18 protein-coding genes are annotated in these 20,714 nt (G+C 68.9%); 5 read left to right on the top strand and 13 right to left on the bottom strand.

Annotated features, from left to right (window positions below):
- The first annotated feature begins 24 nt into the window (after positions 1-24).
- Genes QM732_RS05055 through QM732_RS05040 form a run of 4 tightly spaced genes read left to right on the top strand, consistent with a single transcriptional unit; the run spans position 25 to position 4,410 of the window.
- Positions 25-1,143, top strand: a complete 1,119-nt coding sequence (locus QM732_RS05055; RefSeq protein ID WP_415655098.1) for an acyltransferase family protein — start codon at positions 25-27, stop codon at positions 1,141-1,143.
- The gene (locus tag QM732_RS05050; protein WP_415655097.1) at positions 1,140-1,583 is read left to right on the top strand and encodes a helix-turn-helix transcriptional regulator; all 444 of its coding nucleotides are present in this window, start codon (positions 1,140-1,142) and stop codon (positions 1,581-1,583) included. The genes QM732_RS05055 and QM732_RS05050 overlap by 4 nt, the downstream gene beginning before the upstream one ends.
- A gap of 10 nt (positions 1,584-1,593) precedes the next feature.
- Complete coding sequence (locus tag QM732_RS05045) at positions 1,594-2,034, top strand: VOC family protein (protein WP_415655096.1); 441 nt, start codon at positions 1,594-1,596, stop codon at positions 2,032-2,034.
- Positions 2,035-4,410: an ATP-binding cassette domain-containing protein gene (locus tag QM732_RS05040; protein ID WP_415655095.1), complete on the top strand. Its 2,376-nt coding sequence runs from the start codon at positions 2,035-2,037 to the stop codon at positions 4,408-4,410.
- On the opposite strand, the gene QM732_RS05035 is transcribed toward QM732_RS05040, so the two are convergent.
- On the bottom strand, positions 4,388-5,947 hold the full coding sequence (locus tag QM732_RS05035) for an ATP-binding protein (RefSeq protein WP_415655094.1): 1,560 nt from the start codon (positions 5,945-5,947) through the stop codon (positions 4,388-4,390). The two genes, QM732_RS05040 and QM732_RS05035, sit on opposite strands and share 23 nt — an antisense overlap.
- Before the next feature lie 105 nt (positions 5,948-6,052).
- Complete coding sequence (locus tag QM732_RS05030) at positions 6,053-7,027, bottom strand: ABC transporter substrate binding protein (protein ID WP_415655093.1); 975 nt, start codon at positions 7,025-7,027, stop codon at positions 6,053-6,055.
- A 164-nt stretch (positions 7,028-7,191) separates the two neighbouring features.
- Between QM732_RS05030 and QM732_RS05025 the strand changes: the two genes are divergently transcribed.
- Complete coding sequence (locus QM732_RS05025; RefSeq protein WP_415655092.1) at positions 7,192-9,303, top strand: TonB-dependent receptor plug domain-containing protein; 2,112 nt, start codon at positions 7,192-7,194, stop codon at positions 9,301-9,303.
- On the opposite strand, the gene QM732_RS05020 is transcribed toward QM732_RS05025, so the two are convergent.
- The 11 genes from QM732_RS05020 to QM732_RS04970 all read right to left on the bottom strand — a co-directional run bounded on the left by QM732_RS05020 (position 9,271) and on the right by QM732_RS04970 (position 20,710).
- Positions 9,271-10,422: a cytochrome P450 gene (locus tag QM732_RS05020; protein ID WP_415655091.1), complete on the bottom strand. Its 1,152-nt coding sequence runs from the start codon at positions 10,420-10,422 to the stop codon at positions 9,271-9,273. The two genes, QM732_RS05025 and QM732_RS05020, sit on opposite strands and share 33 nt — an antisense overlap.
- Positions 10,419-11,240 (bottom strand): hypothetical protein, encoded by an 822-nt coding sequence (locus QM732_RS05015; RefSeq protein WP_415655090.1) that lies wholly within the window; start codon positions 11,238-11,240, stop codon positions 10,419-10,421. Before QM732_RS05015 ends, QM732_RS05020 begins: the two co-directional genes overlap by 4 nt.
- A complete protein-coding gene (locus QM732_RS05010) occupies positions 11,237-12,013 on the bottom strand; it encodes a citryl-CoA lyase (RefSeq protein ID WP_415655089.1) in 777 nt (258 codons plus the stop codon). The genes QM732_RS05015 and QM732_RS05010 overlap by 4 nt, the downstream gene beginning before the upstream one ends.
- A 29-nt stretch (positions 12,014-12,042) precedes the next feature.
- Entirely contained in the window at positions 12,043-13,866 is a 1,824-nt protein-coding gene (locus QM732_RS05005) for a thiamine pyrophosphate-binding protein (RefSeq protein ID WP_415655088.1), read from the bottom strand.
- 294 nt (positions 13,867-14,160) lie between these two features.
- Complete coding sequence (locus QM732_RS05000) at positions 14,161-15,405, bottom strand: M28 family peptidase (protein ID WP_415655087.1); 1,245 nt, start codon at positions 15,403-15,405, stop codon at positions 14,161-14,163.
- Between the two features lie 54 nt (positions 15,406-15,459).
- Positions 15,460-15,939: a carboxymuconolactone decarboxylase family protein gene (locus QM732_RS04995; protein ID WP_415655086.1), complete on the bottom strand. Its 480-nt coding sequence runs from the start codon at positions 15,937-15,939 to the stop codon at positions 15,460-15,462.
- A 50-nt stretch (positions 15,940-15,989) separates the two neighbouring features.
- Positions 15,990-16,940: an RNA polymerase sigma factor SigJ gene (sigJ, locus tag QM732_RS04990; protein WP_415659337.1), complete on the bottom strand. Its 951-nt coding sequence runs from the start codon at positions 16,938-16,940 to the stop codon at positions 15,990-15,992.
- Between the two features lie 79 nt (positions 16,941-17,019).
- Complete coding sequence (locus QM732_RS04985) at positions 17,020-17,502, bottom strand: hypothetical protein (RefSeq protein ID WP_415655085.1); 483 nt, start codon at positions 17,500-17,502, stop codon at positions 17,020-17,022.
- Positions 17,503-17,592: 90 nt separating this feature from the next.
- Positions 17,593-19,158 (bottom strand): hypothetical protein, encoded by a 1,566-nt coding sequence (locus QM732_RS04980; RefSeq protein WP_415655084.1) that lies wholly within the window; start codon positions 19,156-19,158, stop codon positions 17,593-17,595.
- Positions 19,155-20,021, bottom strand: coding sequence for an ABC transporter ATP-binding protein (locus tag QM732_RS04975; protein ID WP_415655083.1), 867 nt, complete (start codon positions 20,019-20,021; stop codon positions 19,155-19,157). Before QM732_RS04975 ends, QM732_RS04980 begins: the two co-directional genes overlap by 4 nt.
- A gap of 137 nt (positions 20,022-20,158) precedes the next feature.
- Positions 20,159-20,710, bottom strand: a complete 552-nt coding sequence (locus QM732_RS04970) for a DUF1566 domain-containing protein (RefSeq protein ID WP_415655082.1) — start codon at positions 20,708-20,710, stop codon at positions 20,159-20,161.
- Between the last annotated feature and the right edge of the window lie 4 nt (positions 20,711-20,714).

The following is a 20,714-nucleotide window of genomic DNA, read 5'->3' as shown; positions in this document are numbered from 1 at the left end:
CCCCCTGGTCACAATCCGCCTCCCATGCCACGCCTCCCCGGTCTCGACCTGCTGCGCAGCTTCGCCATCGTCTGGGTGATGCTCTTCCACTCCTTCCTCGTCGGCGGACTTGGGCCAGGCTTCGAGTGGCTCTCGCGTTTTGGCTGGGCCGGCGTGGATGTCTTCTTCGTGCTCAGCGGCTTCCTGATCGGCTCGCAGTTGCTGCGCGGCTTGCAGCGCGGCGAGCCGTTGAGGCTGCAGGACTTCTATTGGCGCCGCGCCTGGCGCATCCTTCCGGCCTTCGCCGTCGTGCTGGCCCTCTACCTCGCCTTCCCCGTGCTGCGCGAGGCGCCAGGGCTGGAGGCAGGATGGCAGTTCGCCAGCTTCACGTTCAACCTCTTCGTCGACTACGGTCGCAACCAGGCCTTCTCGCACGCCTGGTCGCTGTGCGTGGAGGAGCATTTCTACCTGTTCTTCCCATTGCTGGCATGGGCCTTCACGCGCCGCCCCTCGGCGGCGCGCTTCGTCGCACTGTGCGTGCTGCTGGTGCTGGGCGGCGTCGCACTGCGAGCCGGCGTCTGGCTGCACAACGACGCCCTGCAACCGCCCCGCAACTGGTTCATCGAGGACATCTACTATCCCACCTGGATGCGCCTGGACGGGCTGCTGGCCGGCGTCATGCTGGCGGCGCTACGCGTCTACCGGCCCGGACTGTGGGTAAAGCTCCAGGCGCGCTCGACACTGCTGATACTGGCCGGCCTCGCCCTCGCCGCCCTGGCCTTTTGGCTGTTCAGAGACCGTACTGGCCTGATGGCCAACGCCGTCGGCTGGCCGCTGCTGTCGATGGGCTTCGGCGGGCTGGTGCTGGCCGCCACGGCGCCGCAGGGCTGGCTGGGCCGCCGGGCCGTGCCGGGTGCCAGTTGGCTGGCTGCCGTGTCCTACAGCCTCTACCTCAGCCACAAGCTCGCCATGCATGCCGTCCACACCTGGATCGCCCCCGTCCTGCCTTGGCACGGGCTAGCGCTGTTCCCGGTCTACGCCGCCACCGTACTGGCCGTCGGCGCCGCCCTGCACTACCTGGTCGAGAAGCCAGGGCTGCGGCTGCGGGAGCGCCTGTCCCCGCGCCCGCCGGCAAGCGCGCTCGCCGCAGCACGCGGAGCATGACCATCCAGCCCGGTTCCGAGCTGCACCTGCGCGAGCTTGCGCGTTTGCGCCGCGTGCGCGACCGCATCGACCGGGAGTACGCACAGCCGCTGAACGTCGACGCCCTGGCACGCGGCGTGCACATGTCGGGCGGGCACCTGAGCCGGCAGTTCCGGCTGGCCTATGGCGAGTCGGTCTACAGCTATCTGATGACGCGCCGCATCGAGCGTGCCATGGCGCTGCTGCGCCGCGGCGACCTCAGCGTCACCGAGGTCTGCTTCACGGTGGGCTGCTCCTCGCTTGGCACGTTCAGCACGCGCTTCACCGAACTGGTGGGCCAGCCGCCCAGCGTCTACAGGCGCGAGCAGGCTCACGCGACCCAGGGCATGCCCGCCTGCGTGGCACGGCAGGTCACCAAACCGATCAGGATTCGAGAAGCGCCGGCGCCGGGCGAAAACTAGACTGCCTGCCATGGCTCAACGACTCAACGGAGACACCGCCATGGACATCAGCATCCACGCCAGCTTCCTGCCCCAGACCGACCCCGAGGCATCACTCGCCTTCTACCGAGACATCCTGGGCTTCGAGGTGCGCAACGACGTGGGCTACAACGGCCTGCGCTGGATCACCGTCGGCCCGGCCGGCCAGTCCGACACTTCCATCGTGCTGCATCCTCCTGCCATCACGCCCGGCATCACGGAGGAGGAGCGCCGCACCATCAGCGAGATGATGGCCAAGGGCACGTTCGGCATGCTCATCCTCGCCACGACCGACCTCGACGCCACCTTTGCGAGGCTTCAGGCCGCCGACGCCGAGATCGTCGAAGAACCGACGCTGCAGCCCTATGGCGTGCGCGACTGCGCTGTGCGCGACCCGGCCGGCAACCTGCTGCGCATCCAGGAGAAGCGCTGAATGGCTAACGCCGACCACCATGACCGCATCCGCGTGCAGGGCGCCCGGGAGAACAACCTCAAGGACGTCAGCGTCGAGATCCCCAAGCGGCGGCTGACGGTGTTCACAGGCGTGTCGGGCTCGGGCAAGAGTTCCCTGGTCTTCGGCACCATTGCGGCGGAGTCGCAGCGCCTCATCAATGAGACCTACAGCGCCTTCGTGCAGGGCTTCATGCCCACGCTGGCACGGCCCGAGGTGGACGTGCTGGAGGGCATCACCACGGCCATCCTCGTGGACCAGGAGCGGCTGGGCGCCAACGCGCGCTCCACGGTCGGCACGGTAACGGACGCCAACGCCCTGCTGCGCATCCTGTTCAGCCGCGTCGGTCGCCCCCACATCGGCCCGCCCGGTGCCTTCGCCTTCAACGTACCGTCCGTGCAAGCCACCGGCGTCATCACCGTCGACAAGGGCGGAGCCAGCCAGGCCGTCAAGCAGAGCTTCTCGCGCACCGGCGGCATGTGCCCGCGCTGCGAAGGCATGGGCAGCGTGTCGGACTTCGACCTGACCCAGCTGTTTGATGCCAGCAAGTCCCTCAACGACGGCGCCATCACCATCCCCGGCTACAGCATGGAAGGTTGGTATGGCCGCATCTTCCGCGGCTGCGGCTTCTTCGATCCCGACAAGCCCATTGCCAGGTTCACCAAGCGCGAGCTGCACGACCTGCTGCACAAGGAGGCGACCAAGATCAAGGTCGACGGCGTCAACCTGACCTATGCCGGCCTGATCCCCTCCATCCAGAAGTCCTTCCTGTCCAAGGACGTCGACGCGCTGCAACCCCACATCCGCGCCTTCGTCGACCGTGCCATCACCTTCCAGTCCTGCCCCGAGTGCCATGGCACTCGGCTCAGCGAGGCGGCACGCTCCTGCAAGATCGCCAAGCTCAGCATCGCCGACGCGTGTGCATTGCAGATCAGCGACCTGGCCGACTGGGCACGCGGGCTGAAGGAGCCCACCGTCGCTCCGCTGCTGCAGGCCCTGGTGCATTCGCTGGACGCCTTCACCGAGATCGGCCTTGGCTATCTGTCGCTAGACCGCCCCAGCGGCACGCTGTCAGGCGGCGAGGCGCAGCGCGTGAAGATGATCCGCCACCTGGGGTCCGCGCTGACCGACGTGACCTATGTCTTCGACGAACCCACCACCGGACTGCACCCGCACGACATCCAGCGCATGATGGGGCTGCTGCAGCGCCTGCGCGACAAGGGCAACACCGTGCTGGTCGTCGAGCACAAGCCCGAGCTCATCGCGATCGCCGACCATGTCGTCGACCTCGGACCGGGCGCCGGGTCGGCCGGCGGCGAGATCGTCTACCAGGGCGAAGTCGCGGGCCTGCGCCGCAGCGGCACGCTGACCGGCAGGCATCTGGACGACCGTGCCCAGTTGAAGGACAAGGTCCGCAAGCCCAAGGGTGCGTTGAAAGTGCGTGGGGCCAGCGCGCACAACCTGCAGCATGTCGACGTCGACATCCCACTGGGCGTGCTCTGCGTCGTCACCGGCGTGGCAGGCTCAGGCAAGAGCTCGCTGATCCACGGCTCGGTGTCCACGCGGGAAGGCGTCGTCGCCATCGACCAGGCCGCCATCCGCGGGTCGCGGCGCAGCAACCCGGCCACCTACACGGGCTTGCTGGACCCCATCCGCAGCGCCTTCGCCAAGGCCAATGGCGTCAAACCCGCGCTGTTCAGTGCCAACTCGGAGGGTGCCTGCCCGACCTGCAACGGCGCCGGCCTGGTCTTCACGGACCTGGGACCCATGGCCACCGTGTCGACGATCTGCGAGGACTGCGGCGGCAAGCGCTTCCAGGCCGCAGTGCTCGACTACAAGCTGGGAGGGAAAGACATCAGCGAGGTACTGGCCATGTCGGCCGCCGAAGCCGCGGTCTTCTTCAGCGCCGCCGCCAGGGCGCCTGCGGCCCACGTCATCCTCGAGCGCCTTCGCGATGTCGGCCTCGGCTACCTCAGCCTCGGCCAGCCATTGACCACCTTGTCGGGCGGTGAACGCCAGCGCCTCAAGCTCGCCACGCAAATGGCCGAAAAGGGCGAGGTCTACGTGCTGGACGAGCCCACCGCCGGCCTGCACCTGGCCGACGTTGAACAACTGCTGGCCCTACTGGACCGGCTGGTGGACGCCGGCAAGTCCGTCATCGTCATCGAGCACCACCAGGCCGTCATGGCCCATGCCGACTGGATCATCGACCTGGGCCCCGGAGCCGGTCATGAAGGCGGCCGCGTCGTCTTCGAGGGCACGCCCGCCGAGCTGGTCAAGGCGCGCCCGACGCTGACCGGTCAGCATCTTGCCGACTACGTCGGTGCGGAGGCGCTCAAGCCGCGACGGGCACGCTGATCTCGAACCAGAACCGGCTGCCCTGCGCCAGCCGGCTCTCCAGGCGGACCTCGCCGCCCATCATGCGCACCAGTTGCCGGCTGATGGCCAGGCCCAGGCCGGTGCCGCCAAGGCGCTGCTCGGCGCTGCCCGCCTGCTCGAAGGGCTCGAACAGACGCACGGCCTGGTCCTCGGCGATTCCGACGCCGGTGTCCTGCACCTCGAAACGCAGCAGCACATGGCCAGGCGCCGCGTCGGCCGACGCCAGGGTCTGCACACGCAGCGTCACGCCCCCCACGTGCGTGAACTTGACGGCATTGCCGAGCAGGTTCAGCAGGACCTGGTTGAGCCGCTTCTCGTCGGCCAGCACGACGGCTGGTAGCCGCGGGTCCAGCTCCAGGTCGAGCGCGATCTGCTTGTCCTCGGCCATGACGCGCACGATATCGACGACGGCATGCAGCCGGGCCGCCAGCTCCACGGGCGCGATGCGCAGCTCGGCCTTGCCGGCCTCGATGCGCGACAGGTCCAGGATGTCGACAATCAGCGTCAGCAGATGCTGACCGCTGCTGTGGATGATGTCCAGGCCATTACGCTGCTTCGCCGTCAGGCCGTTGTCCATCTTCAGGATCTGGGCATAGCCCATGATGGCGTTCAGCGGCGTACGCAGCTCGTGGCTCATGCGTGCGAGGAACTGGCTCTTGGCGCGGCTGGCGATCTCGGCGCGCTCCTTGGCATCGCTCAGCTCCAGCGTGCGCTCGCGCACCAGGTCCTCCAGATGATCGCGGTGGGCGCCCAGCTCCGCCTCGCGTTCCTGCAGCGCAGCGATCATGCGGTTGAAGCTGTGCGCCATCAGCGCGATGTCACGGGGCCCGCCGGCCGGTGCGCGAGCGTCGCTCTCCCCGTGCTCGACCCGCGCCATCGCGTCGGACAGCGCCACCAGCGGCCGCGTCAGCCGCAGCGCCATGTAGCGCACTGCAACGAGGAAGATCAGCGAGAACAGCAGTGCCACACCGAAGTTGGCGACGAACAGGGAGGCCTGGGTGCGATGCAGCGTAGCCTTGCTCTGCACGACGCGCACGTGGCCCAGCAGCTGGGCGGGGCGCAGCGTCACGTCGAAGGGCGAAGGTTCGGGGCGGGTCCAGACCGGTGCTGAAAAGGCCCAGGCGTCCTCGGTCTCCTGGTCAAGCCAGGCCTCGCTGGCGGCTGGCGACGGCGGCGCGCCCCTCGCGGGCAAGCGGTCGCGCTCCGGCCCCAGCGCCAGCAGCAAGTGGCCGCGCGTGTCGCGGATCTCTATGGCCATGACGTCCGGGAAGGCCAGCGACGCACGCACCGCTTCCTCGGCGTTGTCGGCGGCTGCGTAAAGCAGGGCCAGGGAGCTGTTGGATGCCAGATTCGTGGCAACGCGACCGCCCTGCTCCATCAGCATGGCACGCACCTCGCGACCGCCCTGCCAGGCATTGACTGCTGCCACCATCAGCGCCAGGCACAGCGCGCCCAGCGTGACACCCAGGCTCAACTGGCGACGGAACGACGCCTCGCGGGCATAGTGCGCGTACATCCGCAGCGGCCAAGGCCAATGCCGCGGTGCGGCACTCGCGCCCACATCCGGTGGAGAAGCGGACGTCCGGCGACGGGGTGGCGTGTGGGAATCGTTCACAGCGTCTTAGCCATTCGGGTAGACCAGGTCGGATCCGGCCCGCGCGGCGGCAACGTCCAGCCCCAGGTGCGCTGCGGTACGGATGTTGACGGCGGCTCGGGTCTCGCGCAGCGCCCCCACGCCGGCAGCCAGCGCCCGCGGGTTGCCCAGCAGGCGTTGCGCCGCGGCGGCCAGGCTTCGACCGAGCTCGGCGTTGTCGGGATAGAGCGAGAACAGCGCGCCGCGCTTCACATGGGCCAGATGACTGGAGAACACCGCGATGGAACGGTTCCAGCCTTCCTTCAACACCAGGGACAGCACGACGTTGTCGTCAACCGTCGTGGGGTCCTGGGGTAGCCACAGCGCGTCGCGCGCGGGATCGGCGGACGTCATCAGCTGCGAGTACAGGCGCAGCGCGCCAGCCTGGTCACCAGCCTCCTGGGCCAGCAGCTCCAGGCCCTCGGCCCGGGCGGCCTCCCGCGCCAGCCGCACCAGCCAGCCGTTCAGCTTGGGGTCGTACACCAGATGCACGCGCCGAGCGCCCGGCATCAGCCGCTTCAGCCGCGCGAGCAGCAGCGCCGGATCGGGCGCCAGCGTGTAGACCGGAAAGGTGCGTGCCTCGCTCTCCTGCACTGACACCACGCAGCCGACCAGCACGGACAACTCGCCCGCCAGCGCAGCAGCGATTCGCATGCCACCCCGGCCCAGGCCGATCAGCACCTTGACGTCGCGCCGCCGCAGGTCCTCGGCGACCTCGCTCGGCCTGACCGCGTTGTTCACCGCGAGGCTGGCGACGCTGCCGCGCAGCCTCTCCTCGATGCCTTCGACGATGGCCGTGAAGATCTGCTTGAAAGGTTCCCCGAGGTCGGGATAGACCACAGCTACCGCCCGGCCGGCATCAGCCGCCCTCGCCTCGCCGCCGGCCAGCACGACCATGCCGCCCAGAGCCTGTCGCAGCAGCGCACGGCGAGTGGCTTCGGAAGGACTACCAGGGACAATCAAGTGAGTCGGAGTGTTGCGTTATGACGCCAAGCTTGGCGTGGCGCATTATGCAGATGGCCATCGCGGCGAAGCGCGGCATGTTTCGCGTCTCGCGCGAGTTCTCGAACCCCACCCCGGGGACAGCACAATACGCGCCCATTACCCTCACCTCGGGGACGCAGCACATGAGACCCATCTTCGGCCTGGCAATTCTGGGAGGCGCCTGGCTGGCAGCGATACCGCCGGTCGCCTTCGCGCAGCCGCAGAGCGAAGAAGAAGAGCTCGCCCAGGTCTACGGCGACAAGACCACGGTCTCCATCGCTACCGGAGCCCCGCAGGCGCTGCGCCGCGCGCCGGCCGTGGCCACGGTGATCACGGCGCAGGACATCGCGGCCATGGGTGCCACCGGCATCGACGAAGTGCTGGAAAGCGTGCCTGGCATCCACGTGAGCCGCAGCAACAACACCTTCGCGCCGCTCTACCTGATCCGGGGCATCCACAGCGAGTTCAACGCGCAGACGCTGATGCTGCTCAACGGCGTGCCGCTGACCACGCTGTTCGTCGGCAACCGCGGGCTGGGCTGGGGCGACATGCCGGTGGAGAACATCGCGCGCATCGAGATCATCCGTGGGCCGGGCTCAGCCCTGTATGGCGCTGACGCGTTCTCCGGCGTCATCAACGTCATCACCAAGGCCGCGGCCGACGTGGACGGCACGGACCTCGGCGCCCGCGTGGGCTCGTTCAAGAGCCGCGATGGCTGGTGGCAGTACGGCGGCAGGCTGGGCAGCTATGACGTGGCCGGCTTTGTACGCATAGGCGAGACGGACGGACAGCGCGAGATCGTGGGTGCCGACCAGCAGAGCCTGCTCGACCAGGCCTTCGGTACCCGGGCCAGCCTCGCGCCGGGACCCATGAACGTGGGCTTCAAGGCGCTGGACGCGAATGCCGAGGTGGGCCGCGACAAGCTGCGGCTGCGCGGAAGCTACAAGCTGCGCGACGACCTGCAGACCGGAGCCGGCGTGGCTGGGGCGCTCGACCCCGTCGGGCGCTACAAGATCGAACGGATTACTTCAGACTTCTCCTGGTCCGACATCGAGCTCGCGGACGACTGGCGCGGTGCGCTCAACGCGAGCTACCTGCACTATGCGCAGACTTTCAACGTGCCGCTGCAGTTGTTCCCGCCAGGCGCCTTCGCCGGCTCCTTCCCCAAAGGCATGCTGGGCGCGCCCAGTACCTGGGAGCGGCAGTGGCGGCTGTCAGCCGTGGCCTCCTACGGCGGCTTCAAGGGGCACAACCTTCGCCTGGGCGCCGGCCATGACGACCTGGACATGTACAGGACCCTGGAACTGAAGAACTTCACCATCGTGCCCAGCGGCCCGGCGGTGGGCTTGCCCGTGCCGCTGCCCAGCGGCGAACTCCAGGAGTTCCCTGCCTCGGAGTCCTTCGCCGAACCGCATCGGCGCACGGTCAGCTATGTGTACGTGCAGGACGAATGGAGCCTGGCCAAGGACTGGACGCTGACCGCCGGTCTGCGCCACGACCGCTACTCCGACTTCGGCAACACCACCAACCCGCGCGCGGCGCTGGTGTGGGACGCCCACCTCGACCTGACGGTCAAGCTGCTCTACGGCCGAGCCTTCCGCGCGCCGGCCTTCACGGAGCAGTACAGCATCAACAACCCGGTCATCCGCGGCAATGCCGCGCTAAAGCCCGAGACCATCAGCACCTGGGAGGCCGCGTTTGCGTGGCAGGCGCGGGCCGACACGCAGGTCAACCTGAGCCTGTTCCGCTACGACATGAAGGACATCATCCGCACCACCGACAGTGGCGGCGGCACGGCGCAGTTCAACAACGTCGGCGCCCAGCACGGCACCGGCATGGAGCTGGAAGCTCAATGGGACGCAACGCGCAAGCTGCGCCTGAGTGGCAACCTCGCGCTGCAGCGCTCCATCGAAGACCTGACGGGCACCGACGCGGGCTACGCTCCGCGCCGGCACGCCAACGTGCGCGCGGACTGGAGCGTCGCAAACGGCTGGCTGCTCAGCGGCCAGCTCAACCACGTGGCCCAGCGCAAGCGCGCGGCGGGCGACGTGCGGGCGCCCATCCCGGACTACACCACCGCCGACCTCACGCTGCGCACCGGCCGTGGCCGGGACGGCTGGGATCTCGCCCTGTCGGTGCGTAACCTGTTCAACGCCGACGCCCGCGAGCCAAGCCTCGCGCCCGGTGCCGGCCTGCCAGGCGACATCCCGCTGGCGCGCCGCTCACTCTACGTGCAACTCGGCTACCACCTTTGACCAGCGCACCGGCAGGCTGCTGAAGCCGAACAGCACGACCGACGCCAGCGGCTCGGCCCTGCGACCCTCGTCCAGGCGCAGGCCGCCAAATCGGCGCAGCAGCGTGGTGAGGGCCACTCGGGCCTCCAGCCGGCCAAGGCCGGCTCCCAGGCAGTAGTGGATGCCATGGCCGAAGCTGAGGTGGCGGTTGACCGTGCGCGTGATGTCGAAGCGGTCGGCATGCGGGAAGGCCGACTCGTCGCGGTTGCCCGAAGCATTGAACGTCATCACCTGCTGACCTGCCTCGATCAACTGGCCGCCCAGTTCCACATCGCGCTTGGCGATTCGGGCGAAGAACTGGAAGGGCGTGTTGAAACGCAGCGCCTCCTCGATAGCGGCCGGAGCCAGCTCGGGATCGGCATACAAACATGCCAGCGCCTCCGGGTGAGTCAGTAGGAGCTGGCAGGTGTTGCCGATGAGGTTGGTGGTGGTCTCGAACCCGGCAATCAGCAGCAGCCGGCAGGTGCTCGCAACCTCCTGCAGCGTGAGCCGCTCACCGTCCACCTCCGCTGCCAACAGCGCGCTCACGAGATCGGCGCTGGGACAGTCGCGGCGCGCGGCAATGAGGTCGGCGAGATAGGCGTCCAGCTCGTCGACGGCCTGCACCAGCTCCGGCGCAGGCACCAGGCCCATCAACTCCATCTCGGCCGCGCGGATGGCGGGGATGGACCATTGCTTGAAGCGCTCGTGGTCGGCTGCGGGCAGGCCCAGCAGCTCGGCGATCACGGTGACAGGCAACGCAAAGGCCAGGTCCCTGACCAGGTCCATGCCGCCCGACTCCTCAACGCGGTCCAGCAAGGCGTCGGTGATGGCCTGCACGCTGGGCTCCAGGTCGGCAATGACCTTGCTCGTGAAGGCCCGCGCCACCAGGCGACGGAACTGCGTGTGGCGCGGCGGGTCCATGAAAACCATCATCTTGCCGTCAGAGAGGTCCGACGAGAAGGTCTTGGCGTCACCCAGCACCGTCTGGATGTCGTGGTAGCCGTAGACCTCCCACACTTTCAGCGTAGGGTTGAAATGCACCGGAGTCGTGGCGCGCATGTGCGCATAGTGCGCATAGGGGTCGATGTGCGTGGTCATGGTTGTGGCGTGTGTGTCGGTGTTGGCCAGCGGCGCGGCGCCGGCCCTTCGTAGGCAATGTGGGCGCAGGACAGCGGGAACACCGTCCCCGGCGTCCGCTCGGCGCCCTCGATGAAGCAAGGCGGCATGCCAGCCAGGAAGACCGGCAGCTGGAAGTGATGCATCTCCGTCTTGGAAAAACCCAGGTCTGCGCACAGGGCCGACATGAGCGCCGCGTAGTTCATGCGCAGCCTGGGGCTGCGCGCCAGCAGCAGGCGCTCCACCTCCAGCGCGATGCGCAGATGCGGCCCGCCGTCCAGCCCGAGCTCGCTGGCAATGCCCAGCACCCAGGGCAGGCGCTCGTCGATGCAGGCAATGGGCCGGCCATAGCCGTAGATGCGCCCGCCCGCCAGCTCCGCTTCGACGAAGCTGTCCAGTGCGCCGCCCTGCTCTTCATCCGCGCGGGCGCGGATGAAGAAATCAATGCTGCTGACGTAGGGGTGGCCGCCATAGATGGTGGCCTCGGACATGGCCAGGGCCGCCGCGATGCCCAGGCCCGGCGTGCTGCGCGCCGAGCCAGCCAGCGCTGCGGTGCGGTTGTTCCAGATGCGGGCGTCCGGATAGCTGGTGCAGACCCACAGCGCATGCAGCAGCCGCTGCTGCGCCCCCTCGTAGAGCCGCCCGGTGATGCCCAGCACGTACAAGGTCATCCAATCCAGGTGGCGCAGCTCGGCATGCAGGTCGTGGCCGCGGAACACGGCGCGCGTGCCGACGAATGCCTGGCCCATTCGCGTGACCAGGCGGTCCGCTCCATCCACAAGGGCTTGGGGGCCGTTCATGCGCTCACCCCCGGGTCGTCCTGCAGTTCCAGCGCGAAGAACGGGAAGCTCTTGTGGCCCAGAGCCCGCTGCTCCAGCGCGTGGGCGGCGGCACCGGGCAGGCGCAGCAGCAGATACAGCATCTCGCCCTGTTCGGGCGTGAAGCCAATGTCGACGAGTGCAGCCGCCGCCACGCCAGTCATCGCCAGCCCACGGCCTGCAACGCTTTCCAGCGCCGTGCGGCTATGCAGTAGCCAGTCAAGACAGCCGCCCTCACCGGACGCGGCCAGCCCCTGCAGTGCGGCTCGCACGATGCCGCTGCTCCGCACGGCATGGGCGTCAAAGCCCGGCGCGTGCCCGGCATGCGGCCAGATGCCCGCGCGCTCCTCGGCCGGCTCGGCTAGCGCATGCTCCCAGGCTGAGGAGCTGCGGCCACAGGACTGGAACAACCGCATCGCGGCCCAGACCTCTCGCGCCCCTCCCGATGCGCCGGCTCCCACCGACAGCGCCGCGATCAGCGCTGCAGCCGACGTCGAGCCGCCAACGCCCGCGCACATCGCCGCGTGCACGGCTGCATCGCGTGGCCCGGGATTGGCCAGCGCGACGGCCAGCATCTCCAGCAGGCGGGCCTGGCCCGCGCTCGGCGCCTCGCCCCGCAGCAGCAGGAACAGCATCTCGGCCCAGCGCGCCCGGCCCAGCAGGTCACCATAGACGTCGTAGCCGTGGCACAGCGCGCTGCGCGTGGCGAAGTCGTTGTCGGGCTCGGCCTCCTCGTGCCAGATCCTCGTTCGCACGCGCTCTCGAGATCGCGTCGCCTCGACCGTCATCGCGCCGTCCCCAGCGTCTTCATGCGCAGGTTCATGGGCGGCACTTCCTCGCCGTCGATGCGCACGTCCAGCAGCGTGGGCCCGCGGCGCGACAGCAACGCATGAAAGTCCAGCGCGTCCAGGTCTTGCGACGAGCGCACCACATGCCCGGGAATGCCCATGGCAGCCGCCATCGCGGCGAAGTCGACCTTGGGCAACTGGAAGCCAATGGGCTCGGCGCCGGCGAGGCGCTGCCCATGCTTGACCATGCCCAGCGCACCGTCGTTCAGCACCACGTAGAGCACAGGCAGCCCCAACTCGGCGGCCACGGTGATCTCCTGGCCGTTCATCAGATAGCTGCCGTCGCCCGTCAGGCAGACGACCGGGCAGCGACGGTTCGCCATCGCAATGCCCACCGCCGAGCCTATGGCCCAGCCCATGGGGGCGAAATCCATGGTCACGCGCAGCCAGCTGGGGTGGCGCCCGCGTCTCTCCCGGCCACCCGGCGCGTGGCCGGCCACGCGGTCGGCACGCCGATCCTGCGGCGCGAGGTAGTGCACGGCCCAGGCGGCGCTGTTGCCGGCGTCAGCGACGAAGCGCGTCTGCGGCGGACAGCGTTCGCCTAGCGTGGCCACCAGGCGCTGCGGCTTCACGGGCGAGCTGTCGCCGCGCAGCGCTCGCGGACTGTCGACCATGGCCTCGTAGGCTTGGCGGGCCACCTGGGGGTGCAGGAAGGGCAACAGCTGCGCGTCCCGTCCATGCTCCGACGAAGCCAGCAGCGCGATCAACTGGTCGCAGACCGACTTGATGTGGCCACGCACATGCAGCCGCGCCATCGGGGAGCGCATCAAGTTCTCGTCACTGTCGTCCACGTGGACGAGGCGGCCGTTCAGCAGGGCCGTGGACCAGCCACCGCTGTTGAACTCGCCAAAGCCCGTGCCCAGCGCAACGATGAGATCAGGCTCGTCCTGCAGCAACGCCGCCGCACTGGCATGGCCGCCGAAGCCGAACACGCCGCGATAGCGCGGGTGGCGCGGGTTGACGAGGCCCTTGCCGTCTGGTGTCGTGATGAAGCAGCCATCGGTAAGTTGCACCAGCTGCATCAACTCGTCGACGGCGTCGCCGCAGCCGTCGCCGATCAGCCAGACCGGTTCGCGGGCCGAGAACAGCAGCCGCGCCAGCTCACGTGAGGCCGGCAGGTCCACAAGCATCGGTGCGCGCCGCAGCAAGCCGGCGAAGTCGGGCAATTCCACATCGTCGGGCAGGGGCTGGCGCAGGATGTCCACCGGGATGGACAGGTGGCTGGGGCCGCTGGGCGCGCGCTGCGCCTGCATCAGCGCATTGAAGAGCTTGGTGGGCAGCTGGTCGGCGTGCGAGACCAGCGAGTTGTAGCGCGTGCAGGGACGAAACATCGCCACCGTGTTGATGCCTGTACAGCTGGACTCCTGCAGCGCGCCCTTGCCGAAGTTCTTGATGGGCGGCTGGCCGGTGATGACCAGCATGGGAACGTTGTTGTCGTAGGCGCAGGCCACGCCGGTGATCAGGTTGGTGGCGCCAGGGCCCGAGGTGGCGATGCACACGCCCAACCTGCCGGTCTCGCGTGCATAGCCGTCGGCCATGTAGGCCGCCCCCTGCTCGTTGCGAGCCACGATGGCCTGGGGGCCGCCGCGCCGGGCACCGCGCGCCAGCGCGTTGTACAGCGGCTCGATGGCGCCACCGGGTACACCGAAGACATATTCGACGCCCAGCGCAGCGAGGGCGTCGACCAGCAGGTCGGCCGCATCGCGGGCGGGTTCGGGCGTCAGGTCGGGGGCGAAGGCGAGAGCAGTCTTGGAATCCACGTTGCGAACAGACAGGCGCCGCAACGGACGAGGCATGGCGCTGCCACAGCGCCTGGCACCGGATGTCCGCACGGCAGGGAATGAAATAGGCCCGCCATTGACGGCGGGCCCTCGAGCGGCGGCGGATTCGGGTCCGCCGGCCTTGCTCCTCCTGCGTGCGCTTGGAACTTGACGGGTTCCGCGACATCTATGCCCCGCACGTGCTGGCCGTTGGCCGCCGCGCGATGGACAGAACTGTATCCATTTGAAACAAAAACACATCCCCGCAGATGCGGGCGGGAATGCGTCGCGATCTCAGGGCTTGATGCTCGCGCCCGTGAGCTGCGCGACTGCCGCCAGCGTCGTCTGCGCAGCGTTCAGGCCGAGCAAGAAGTCCTTGTCCGAATAGGTCGAGTACAGGTCGGTGGGCTGGTGCCAGTGTGGGTTCCAGCCCGCACCGATCTGCATGCCACGCTCGTTCTCGCGCACGGAGATGGCCGGCACGACGTCCATGAAGGGCGTCGAGTCCGTGTTGGTCATGCGGTTGCCGACGGCCACTGGGTAGTCGGTCGCGTACTTCTCGTTGGCCGCCCGCAGATGCCAGGCGAGCTTTGCTGCCCCTTCCGCGAACTTGGCGTTCACCTGGAACTCGACGTTCACGTCGGCCTCGGCCCGCTGCTCCTTGGGCGCGGTGTAAACCGGCTGGCCGCGTGCGTCCAGCACCGCCTTGCCAGCAGCGTCCAGCTTGGGCACGGGCATGCCGTGGTCGAAAAGCAGCATGTCGTGCTGGATCATGCCCAGCCACCTTGGCTCGGGGTAGCGGCCCGAACCCTTGGGCGACTCGATGCCCTGAAGGTCCTTGCGCTGGGCCACGTAGGCGTGGGCACCGTTCAGCCCGGTCTCCTCGTTGTTCCAGAGGATGAAGCGGATGGAGCGCTCCGTCGCGACTGCGGGCAGGCTGAAGATGCGCGCCAGCTCCATGACCAGGGCCGTGCCCGAACCATCGTCGTTGGCTGCCTCGCCGAAGCCTATGCCGTCCATGTGGGCCGAGACGATGTACATCTCATCCGGCCTCGTGGCGCCGACCTTGGTGCAGTAGACGCTCTCACGCGGCGAGGTGCCAAGCGGCGTCTGTTCCGCGTTCAGCGCGCGCAGCCTCTCATCCGGCTGGGCCATGGGGTCGGTGTTCACGCCTATGGGCGCACGCTTGCCGAACAGGGTGCCCCCGCCCTGTGCCGCGGGGCCACCCGCGCGCACGGGTTGAAGCTGCACGGGGCCGCGCTTGTTGGGCTCGGTGAAGTCATAGCGCAGCCGCTCGGTGTTCGTGCAGCCATAGCTCTTCAACTGCGCCTCTATCCAGTCCAGCGCGGCCCGGTTGCGCGCGGTGCCTTGTCGGCGGTCGCCGAACTGGGTCAGGCCCTTGATGGTGGCCTTGTATCTCTCGAGGTCCAGGTGATCGACGAGGGCCGCGACAGGATCGGCCGGCGGCTGGGCCGACACCGGCGGCGCGACCTCCAGCAAGGCGAGCAGCAGGCAGGCGGCAAAGGCAGAGGTCTTCATGGCTTGCAAGGTCGTGGGGACCAGCCAGCATAGGCCAGCCCCCTGCCCTGCGCCTCAGGCCAGGCCCGCCTTGTCGAGGCCGAACATCTTGTCCTTGGAACCGGGCGGGTTGCGGACGGCCACGTTCATGCGGTTCCAGCCGTTGATGGCCGCAACGCGCCAGGTCAACGTGGCCAGTTCCTCTTGCGAGAACTGCTCGCTCGCCTCGGCGTACAGCGCGTCGGACACACCCTCGGGCGCGATGCACGTCAGCGCCTCGGTCCATGCAAGTGCCGTGCGCTCGCGGGGCGTGAAGAGCTGGGACTCGCGCCAGATCGCCACATGGTGCAGCCGCAGCTCTCGCTCGCCGTGCATCCGCGCCTGCTTGACGTGCATGTCCAGGCAGAACGCGCAGCCGTTGAGCTGCGAGGCGCGTATGTCCACCAGCAGGGCCAGAGCCTCGTCCATCTTGATGGCCATGCTGAAGTCCAGGTACTTCTTGAAGAGCTGGGGGGATTGCTGGGCGTAATCGAGTCGGGCTTGCTGCGTGCTCATGTCGTGATCCTTGGCTGAGGTTGACGCGGGCGGCCGCGCCGCCCACCTCCTCAAGACGGACCAGTCGCGCCGCTTGTGACATGGCCGGCGATGGCGGCCAGCTTGTCGGGATTGCGCTGGATGTAGACAGCGCCGACCTGACCGGGTTCGCGGGCCGGCGCCAGCGCGATGGTCTGCACGAGGCGCCCGCCCGCTGCGTCGTCGACGATGAGCAGGCCCGGCAGGCCATTCACCCTGGCCGGCAGCAGCCGCCACCCCTGGCTCGTGGGCAGCTGCGCAAAGCCGATGAAGACACGCGCCACCTGGCCCCCACCATGCAGCGGCCGCGGCACGGCGCTGACCTTGCCACCGCCGTCAGCCATCAGCACGGCATCCTCGGCCAGCAGCCGGGCCAGAGCCGAAACGTCCTCGCTGCGCACGGCGTCCATGAAGGCGTTGACCAGGCGCTCTGCCTCCTCGCGCGCCACCTCTCTACGGGCATAGTCGGCCTTGACGTTCTTGCGCGCACGACTGACGAGCTGGCGGCAGGCAGGCTCGCCGCGATCCAGGTGGCGGGCGATTTCGTCGTAGTCAAGGTCAAACACGTCGTGCAGCAGGAAGGCCGCACGCTCCAGCGGCGACAGCCGCTCCAGTGCCAGCATGAAAGCGATGGACAGGTCCTGCGCGAACTCGGCTTGCTTCTCCGGAGCGGGCGCCCAGCCAAACAGCGCCTCATCCTCCAGCAGCGGCTCCGGCAGCCAGACACCCACATAGTGCTCTCGCTGCACGGCGGCGGAGCGCAGCCGGTCCAGGCTGAGATTGGTCACCAGCCGTGACAGGAAGGCGCCTGCATGTTCGACGCCTGCCTCGTCCACCTCGGCCCAGCGCAGCCAGGCCTCCTGCACGACGTCCTCGGCCTCGGCCCTTGAGCCAAGCATGCGATACGCCAAGGCGCGCAGGCGGCGGGCATGGTCGCGATCAAAGCGCAGGGCGCGGGCAGTCGGCGAAAAGTGGTCGGTCATGGCGAGGGCACGGGCGGTCATCCCCGTCTGACGAAACAGGCCCGGTTCTTGTGACAGGGGCCTGGCGGAATGTAGGGCCTCAGGGGCAACGCACGAAGTTGCCCTGCACCGCGCACGTGCCACGCGGCCCGACCAGGGTTGGCCCCACGCGCGTCAACGTGGACCCGTCGCTGGTGAAGCATGCCGCCGCGGTGCAATGGGTCACCGTAACGGGAGGCTCGAAGCGTGGCAGCGGCACGGTCACCTGGGGAGTGGCCGGCAGCGGCGCGCGTGCCGTCCCGGACTGCTGCGACTGCGTGGGAACGACCCAGGTGCGCTGTGACGGCGGCGGCGAAGTTGTCAGCCCGCCCAGGCAGGCATCGGCCACACGCTTGCGCAAGGGCTGCAGCCGCGCAGCGACGGCGCGCTGGCGCTGCAGATCCGACGCCACCACCGCCGATGCAGCCGCCGTGGCCGCGATGCCATCCTCGGCCTCCTCCAGTGCCTGCAGCGCCGTGTGGCAGGCGGGCGACCTCGGCAGCTCCTCGGCCAGCGCGCCAGCACCGATCAGTGCAGGCAGCAATCCGCAAAGCGGGAGCAAACGAACAAGGACGGCGTGCATGGCACAGCAATATTGCGCCGTTTCCGGCCGCCGCGCTGTAGGCCGTGGCCTTCATCTCAGACGAGGCCAGGCGATCAGTACGAAAAAACCCAGCCCGCCGGCCAGCGCATAGCCAGACACGCTGGCCGCGCTCGCATCGCCCACCAGGCCCAGCAGGTCCAGCGCCGGCACGCCGGTGCGCTGCAGGTCCAGATAGAGGGCGAACAAGAACAGCGCCAGGAAGGTTCGCGGCCCCTGGGTCAGCCGACCCAGCAACGTGGCGGCCACGCTGAGAAAGAACAGGCCAGCCACGCAGGCCAGTGCCGCCAGCGGCGCATTGGCACCGCTGCGCAGCAGGGCCGGCAGCGCCAGCAGCAAGCCCAGGCCCAGGGCCGCCAAGGCCTGGCGCCCACGGCGCTCCCGCGCGCCGCCTGGCGTGGCGCTGGCCAGGGCCAACGTGCCGCACTGCAAGTCGCGCGATCCGACATCGGCCACCGCCACGCCCCAGGCAGACAGCGTGCCCGCCAGCAGCGCCGGCAGCGCCTCGGCCGGCGCGAACACGCCCGCCAGTGCGCCGGCCGCCATGGCCAATGACAGCAGCGGCTGGCTGAGCAGCAGCAGGCCCAGGTCTGCCAACCAGCGCCCCGTGACGCCTGGCAGCCGGGCGGCTGCGCCCATCAGTTGACCCAGTGCCCAGTTGATCGGGTGCAGCGCCGGCCTCAGCAGCCCTTGCAGCACCAGCCGCCAGCGCCCCGCCCCGCTGCGCGGCTGCACCCGGTCAGGCGCGTAGCGGTGGAACAGCAGCACCGCGGGCACCAAGGGCAGCAGGGCCAGCATCATGGAACCCAGCCGCAGCGCCACCAGCTCACGGCTCCACAGACCCGCGGGCATCTGCAGCACCGGCAGCGCCGCATTGAAAGGGCTGCCTCCAACGCTGACGTGGCGCACGTCCAGCAGCGTGCTCAGTCCTACCAGCAGCGGCGACACCCCGTTGATGTCGAACACCTGCCAGCCGCTCAACTCGATGGCGCCCGCCCCCAGCGACGCCGGGACGAAGGCGAACTGCAGCATCCACACCACCCAGTACAGCAGGTCGCCACGCCGGCCCATCAGCGGCGCCCAGGCGTCTGCCAGCACGGCCAAGCTGGCACACAGCATCAGGCCCGGCGCAAGTCCCAGCAGCAGCATCTGCACATAGGGCAGCGGCTGCAGCGGCCCGTCGCCACGCACCAGCTGCAGCACCCAGATCGTCAGCATTACAGCCGTGCCCAGCGACAGCAGGAAGCCGAACGCCCCCAGCCAGCGCGCACCCAGCAACTGCGCGTTCGTCACCGGCGTGGCGGCCAGCACCGCCGCGGTGCCACAGCGCAAGTCCTCCTGGCTGCGCCCGCGCGCGAGGTAGAACCCCGCCATGCCGAAAAGCAGCGCGGCGATGAGGGTGGTGCCAAAAGCCAGCGCCTGACTGTCGTAGGCGAGGCGTTGGCCGTTCGTGACCATCATGGCCTTGCCGGTCTGCGGGTCCAGCACCATCAGCCAGCTGACCGCCACGACAACCAGCAGGATGACGAGGCTGCTGACGCGCCGGCTGCGCAGCCGCCATTCGTTCAGCACCAGGGCCTTGCAAAGGCCGGCGTTCATGCCGCCACCCGCACGTCGGCATCTCGCTGCACCATCAGCGCTTCCTCCAGGCTGGCTTGGGCCGGCTCGGCCTCTGCGCAGGGTCGCGACGGATGGGCCATGCGCACCTGCACTCGACTGCCCTGGGGCTGGGCCTGCAACACCTGCACCCGACCACGCAATGCCTCGTAGGCGGCGGGCGCCAGCAGCGCCGTCCAGACCCGGCCGGCGGCGCGGGCGAGCACAGCATCCGGCGCCTCGAAAGCCACCAGGCGGCCCTGGCGCAGGATGGCCAGCCGGGTGGCCATGTTCTCGACGTCGGAAACGATGTGGGTAGACACGATGACCAGGCGCTGCCGTCCCAGGTCGCCCAGCAGGTGCCTCAGGCGCAGCCGCTCCTCGGGATCCAGGCCAGCGGTGGGCTCGTCAACGATGAGCACGTCGGGTTCACCCAGCAACGCCTGCGCGATGCCAAGGCGCTGGCGCATGCCGCCTGAGAAACCGGCCGCCGGTCGCCGGGCCTGCTCGTGCAGGTTCACCAGCTCCAGCATCTCATGCAGTCGTCGGCGGTCACGCACACCCTTGAGGGCGGCGAAGTACTGCAAGAATTCGAACGCAGTGAGGTGCGGATAGACGCCGAAGTCCTGCGGCAGATAGCCCAGGCGGCTGCGCATCAGTTCGGGCTTTGCGACGATGTCCTGCCCATCGAGCAGGATGCGCCCGCTCGTGGGCCGCGTCAGCGTGGCCAGCATCTGCATCAGCGTGCTCTTGCCCGCACCGTTGTGGCCAATCAACCCGACCACGCCGGGTTCGAGCCGCAGCGATACGCCGTCCACTGCATTGTGTTTGCCGAAGGCCTTGACGACGTTTTCAATGTGCAGCATGGCTACCTCCTGTTCCTGCTATGGCTCGCAGGTTAGGAAGGGCGCCCATGCGCGCCAACGGCCTTCCGACAGGCCGCTGGCGGCGTGGGCCAGGCCGGCGAAAACGGGGCCTGGAGCGCGCTCCAGCGCCGGCGTGGCTAAGGCGCCAGCACCCGTACCAGGCGCACCGGCAGCCGCTCTCGCCGCGGCATATCGCCGCGCGCATCACCGTTGCGCGGATCCACCGCCCAGCCGACCTGCACCCTCAATTGGTCGGTCCGCGCTTCGGTCGCACCGCGCTGCACGTTGCGGTACGCGTAGGGATTGGCGGCCTCGCTGTCGATGCGGGCGGAACTCGTCCAGTGCCAACCCGTTGGCGCGGCAGGCGCGAGCGAGGCTGGCGCATGTGCCAGCCGGTCGCCGAAATGCTTGAGCTCGGGGACGCGAGGAACGCGCCAGGCGCGGCCCTCGGCCTCGCTGCGGGCACGCGCCATCGCCAGCGCCTGGGCATGCGTGAACAGCGCCGGCTTGCCCTGACAGCTGTGGCCATCCCAGCGCATGCCCTCGACGCAGCGCGACCAGGCGCGCCCATTGGCGGCATCGAGCAGTTCCAGCCCGTCGGCGCTGGGCATCAGGGTGGATTCGGCAGCGCTGGCATGGCCGGCCAGGCTCAGGCCCGTGAGAAGGGCGACAACAAAACGGATGTACATCACG

Origin of the sequence: Roseateles sp., assembly GCF_047654805.1 — a bacterium.
Classification (GTDB): Bacteria; Pseudomonadota; Gammaproteobacteria; order Burkholderiales; family Burkholderiaceae_C; genus Pelomonas.
The sequence above is the reverse complement of the archived record's forward strand: the minus strand, read 5'-3'. Positions and strand labels throughout refer to the sequence as shown.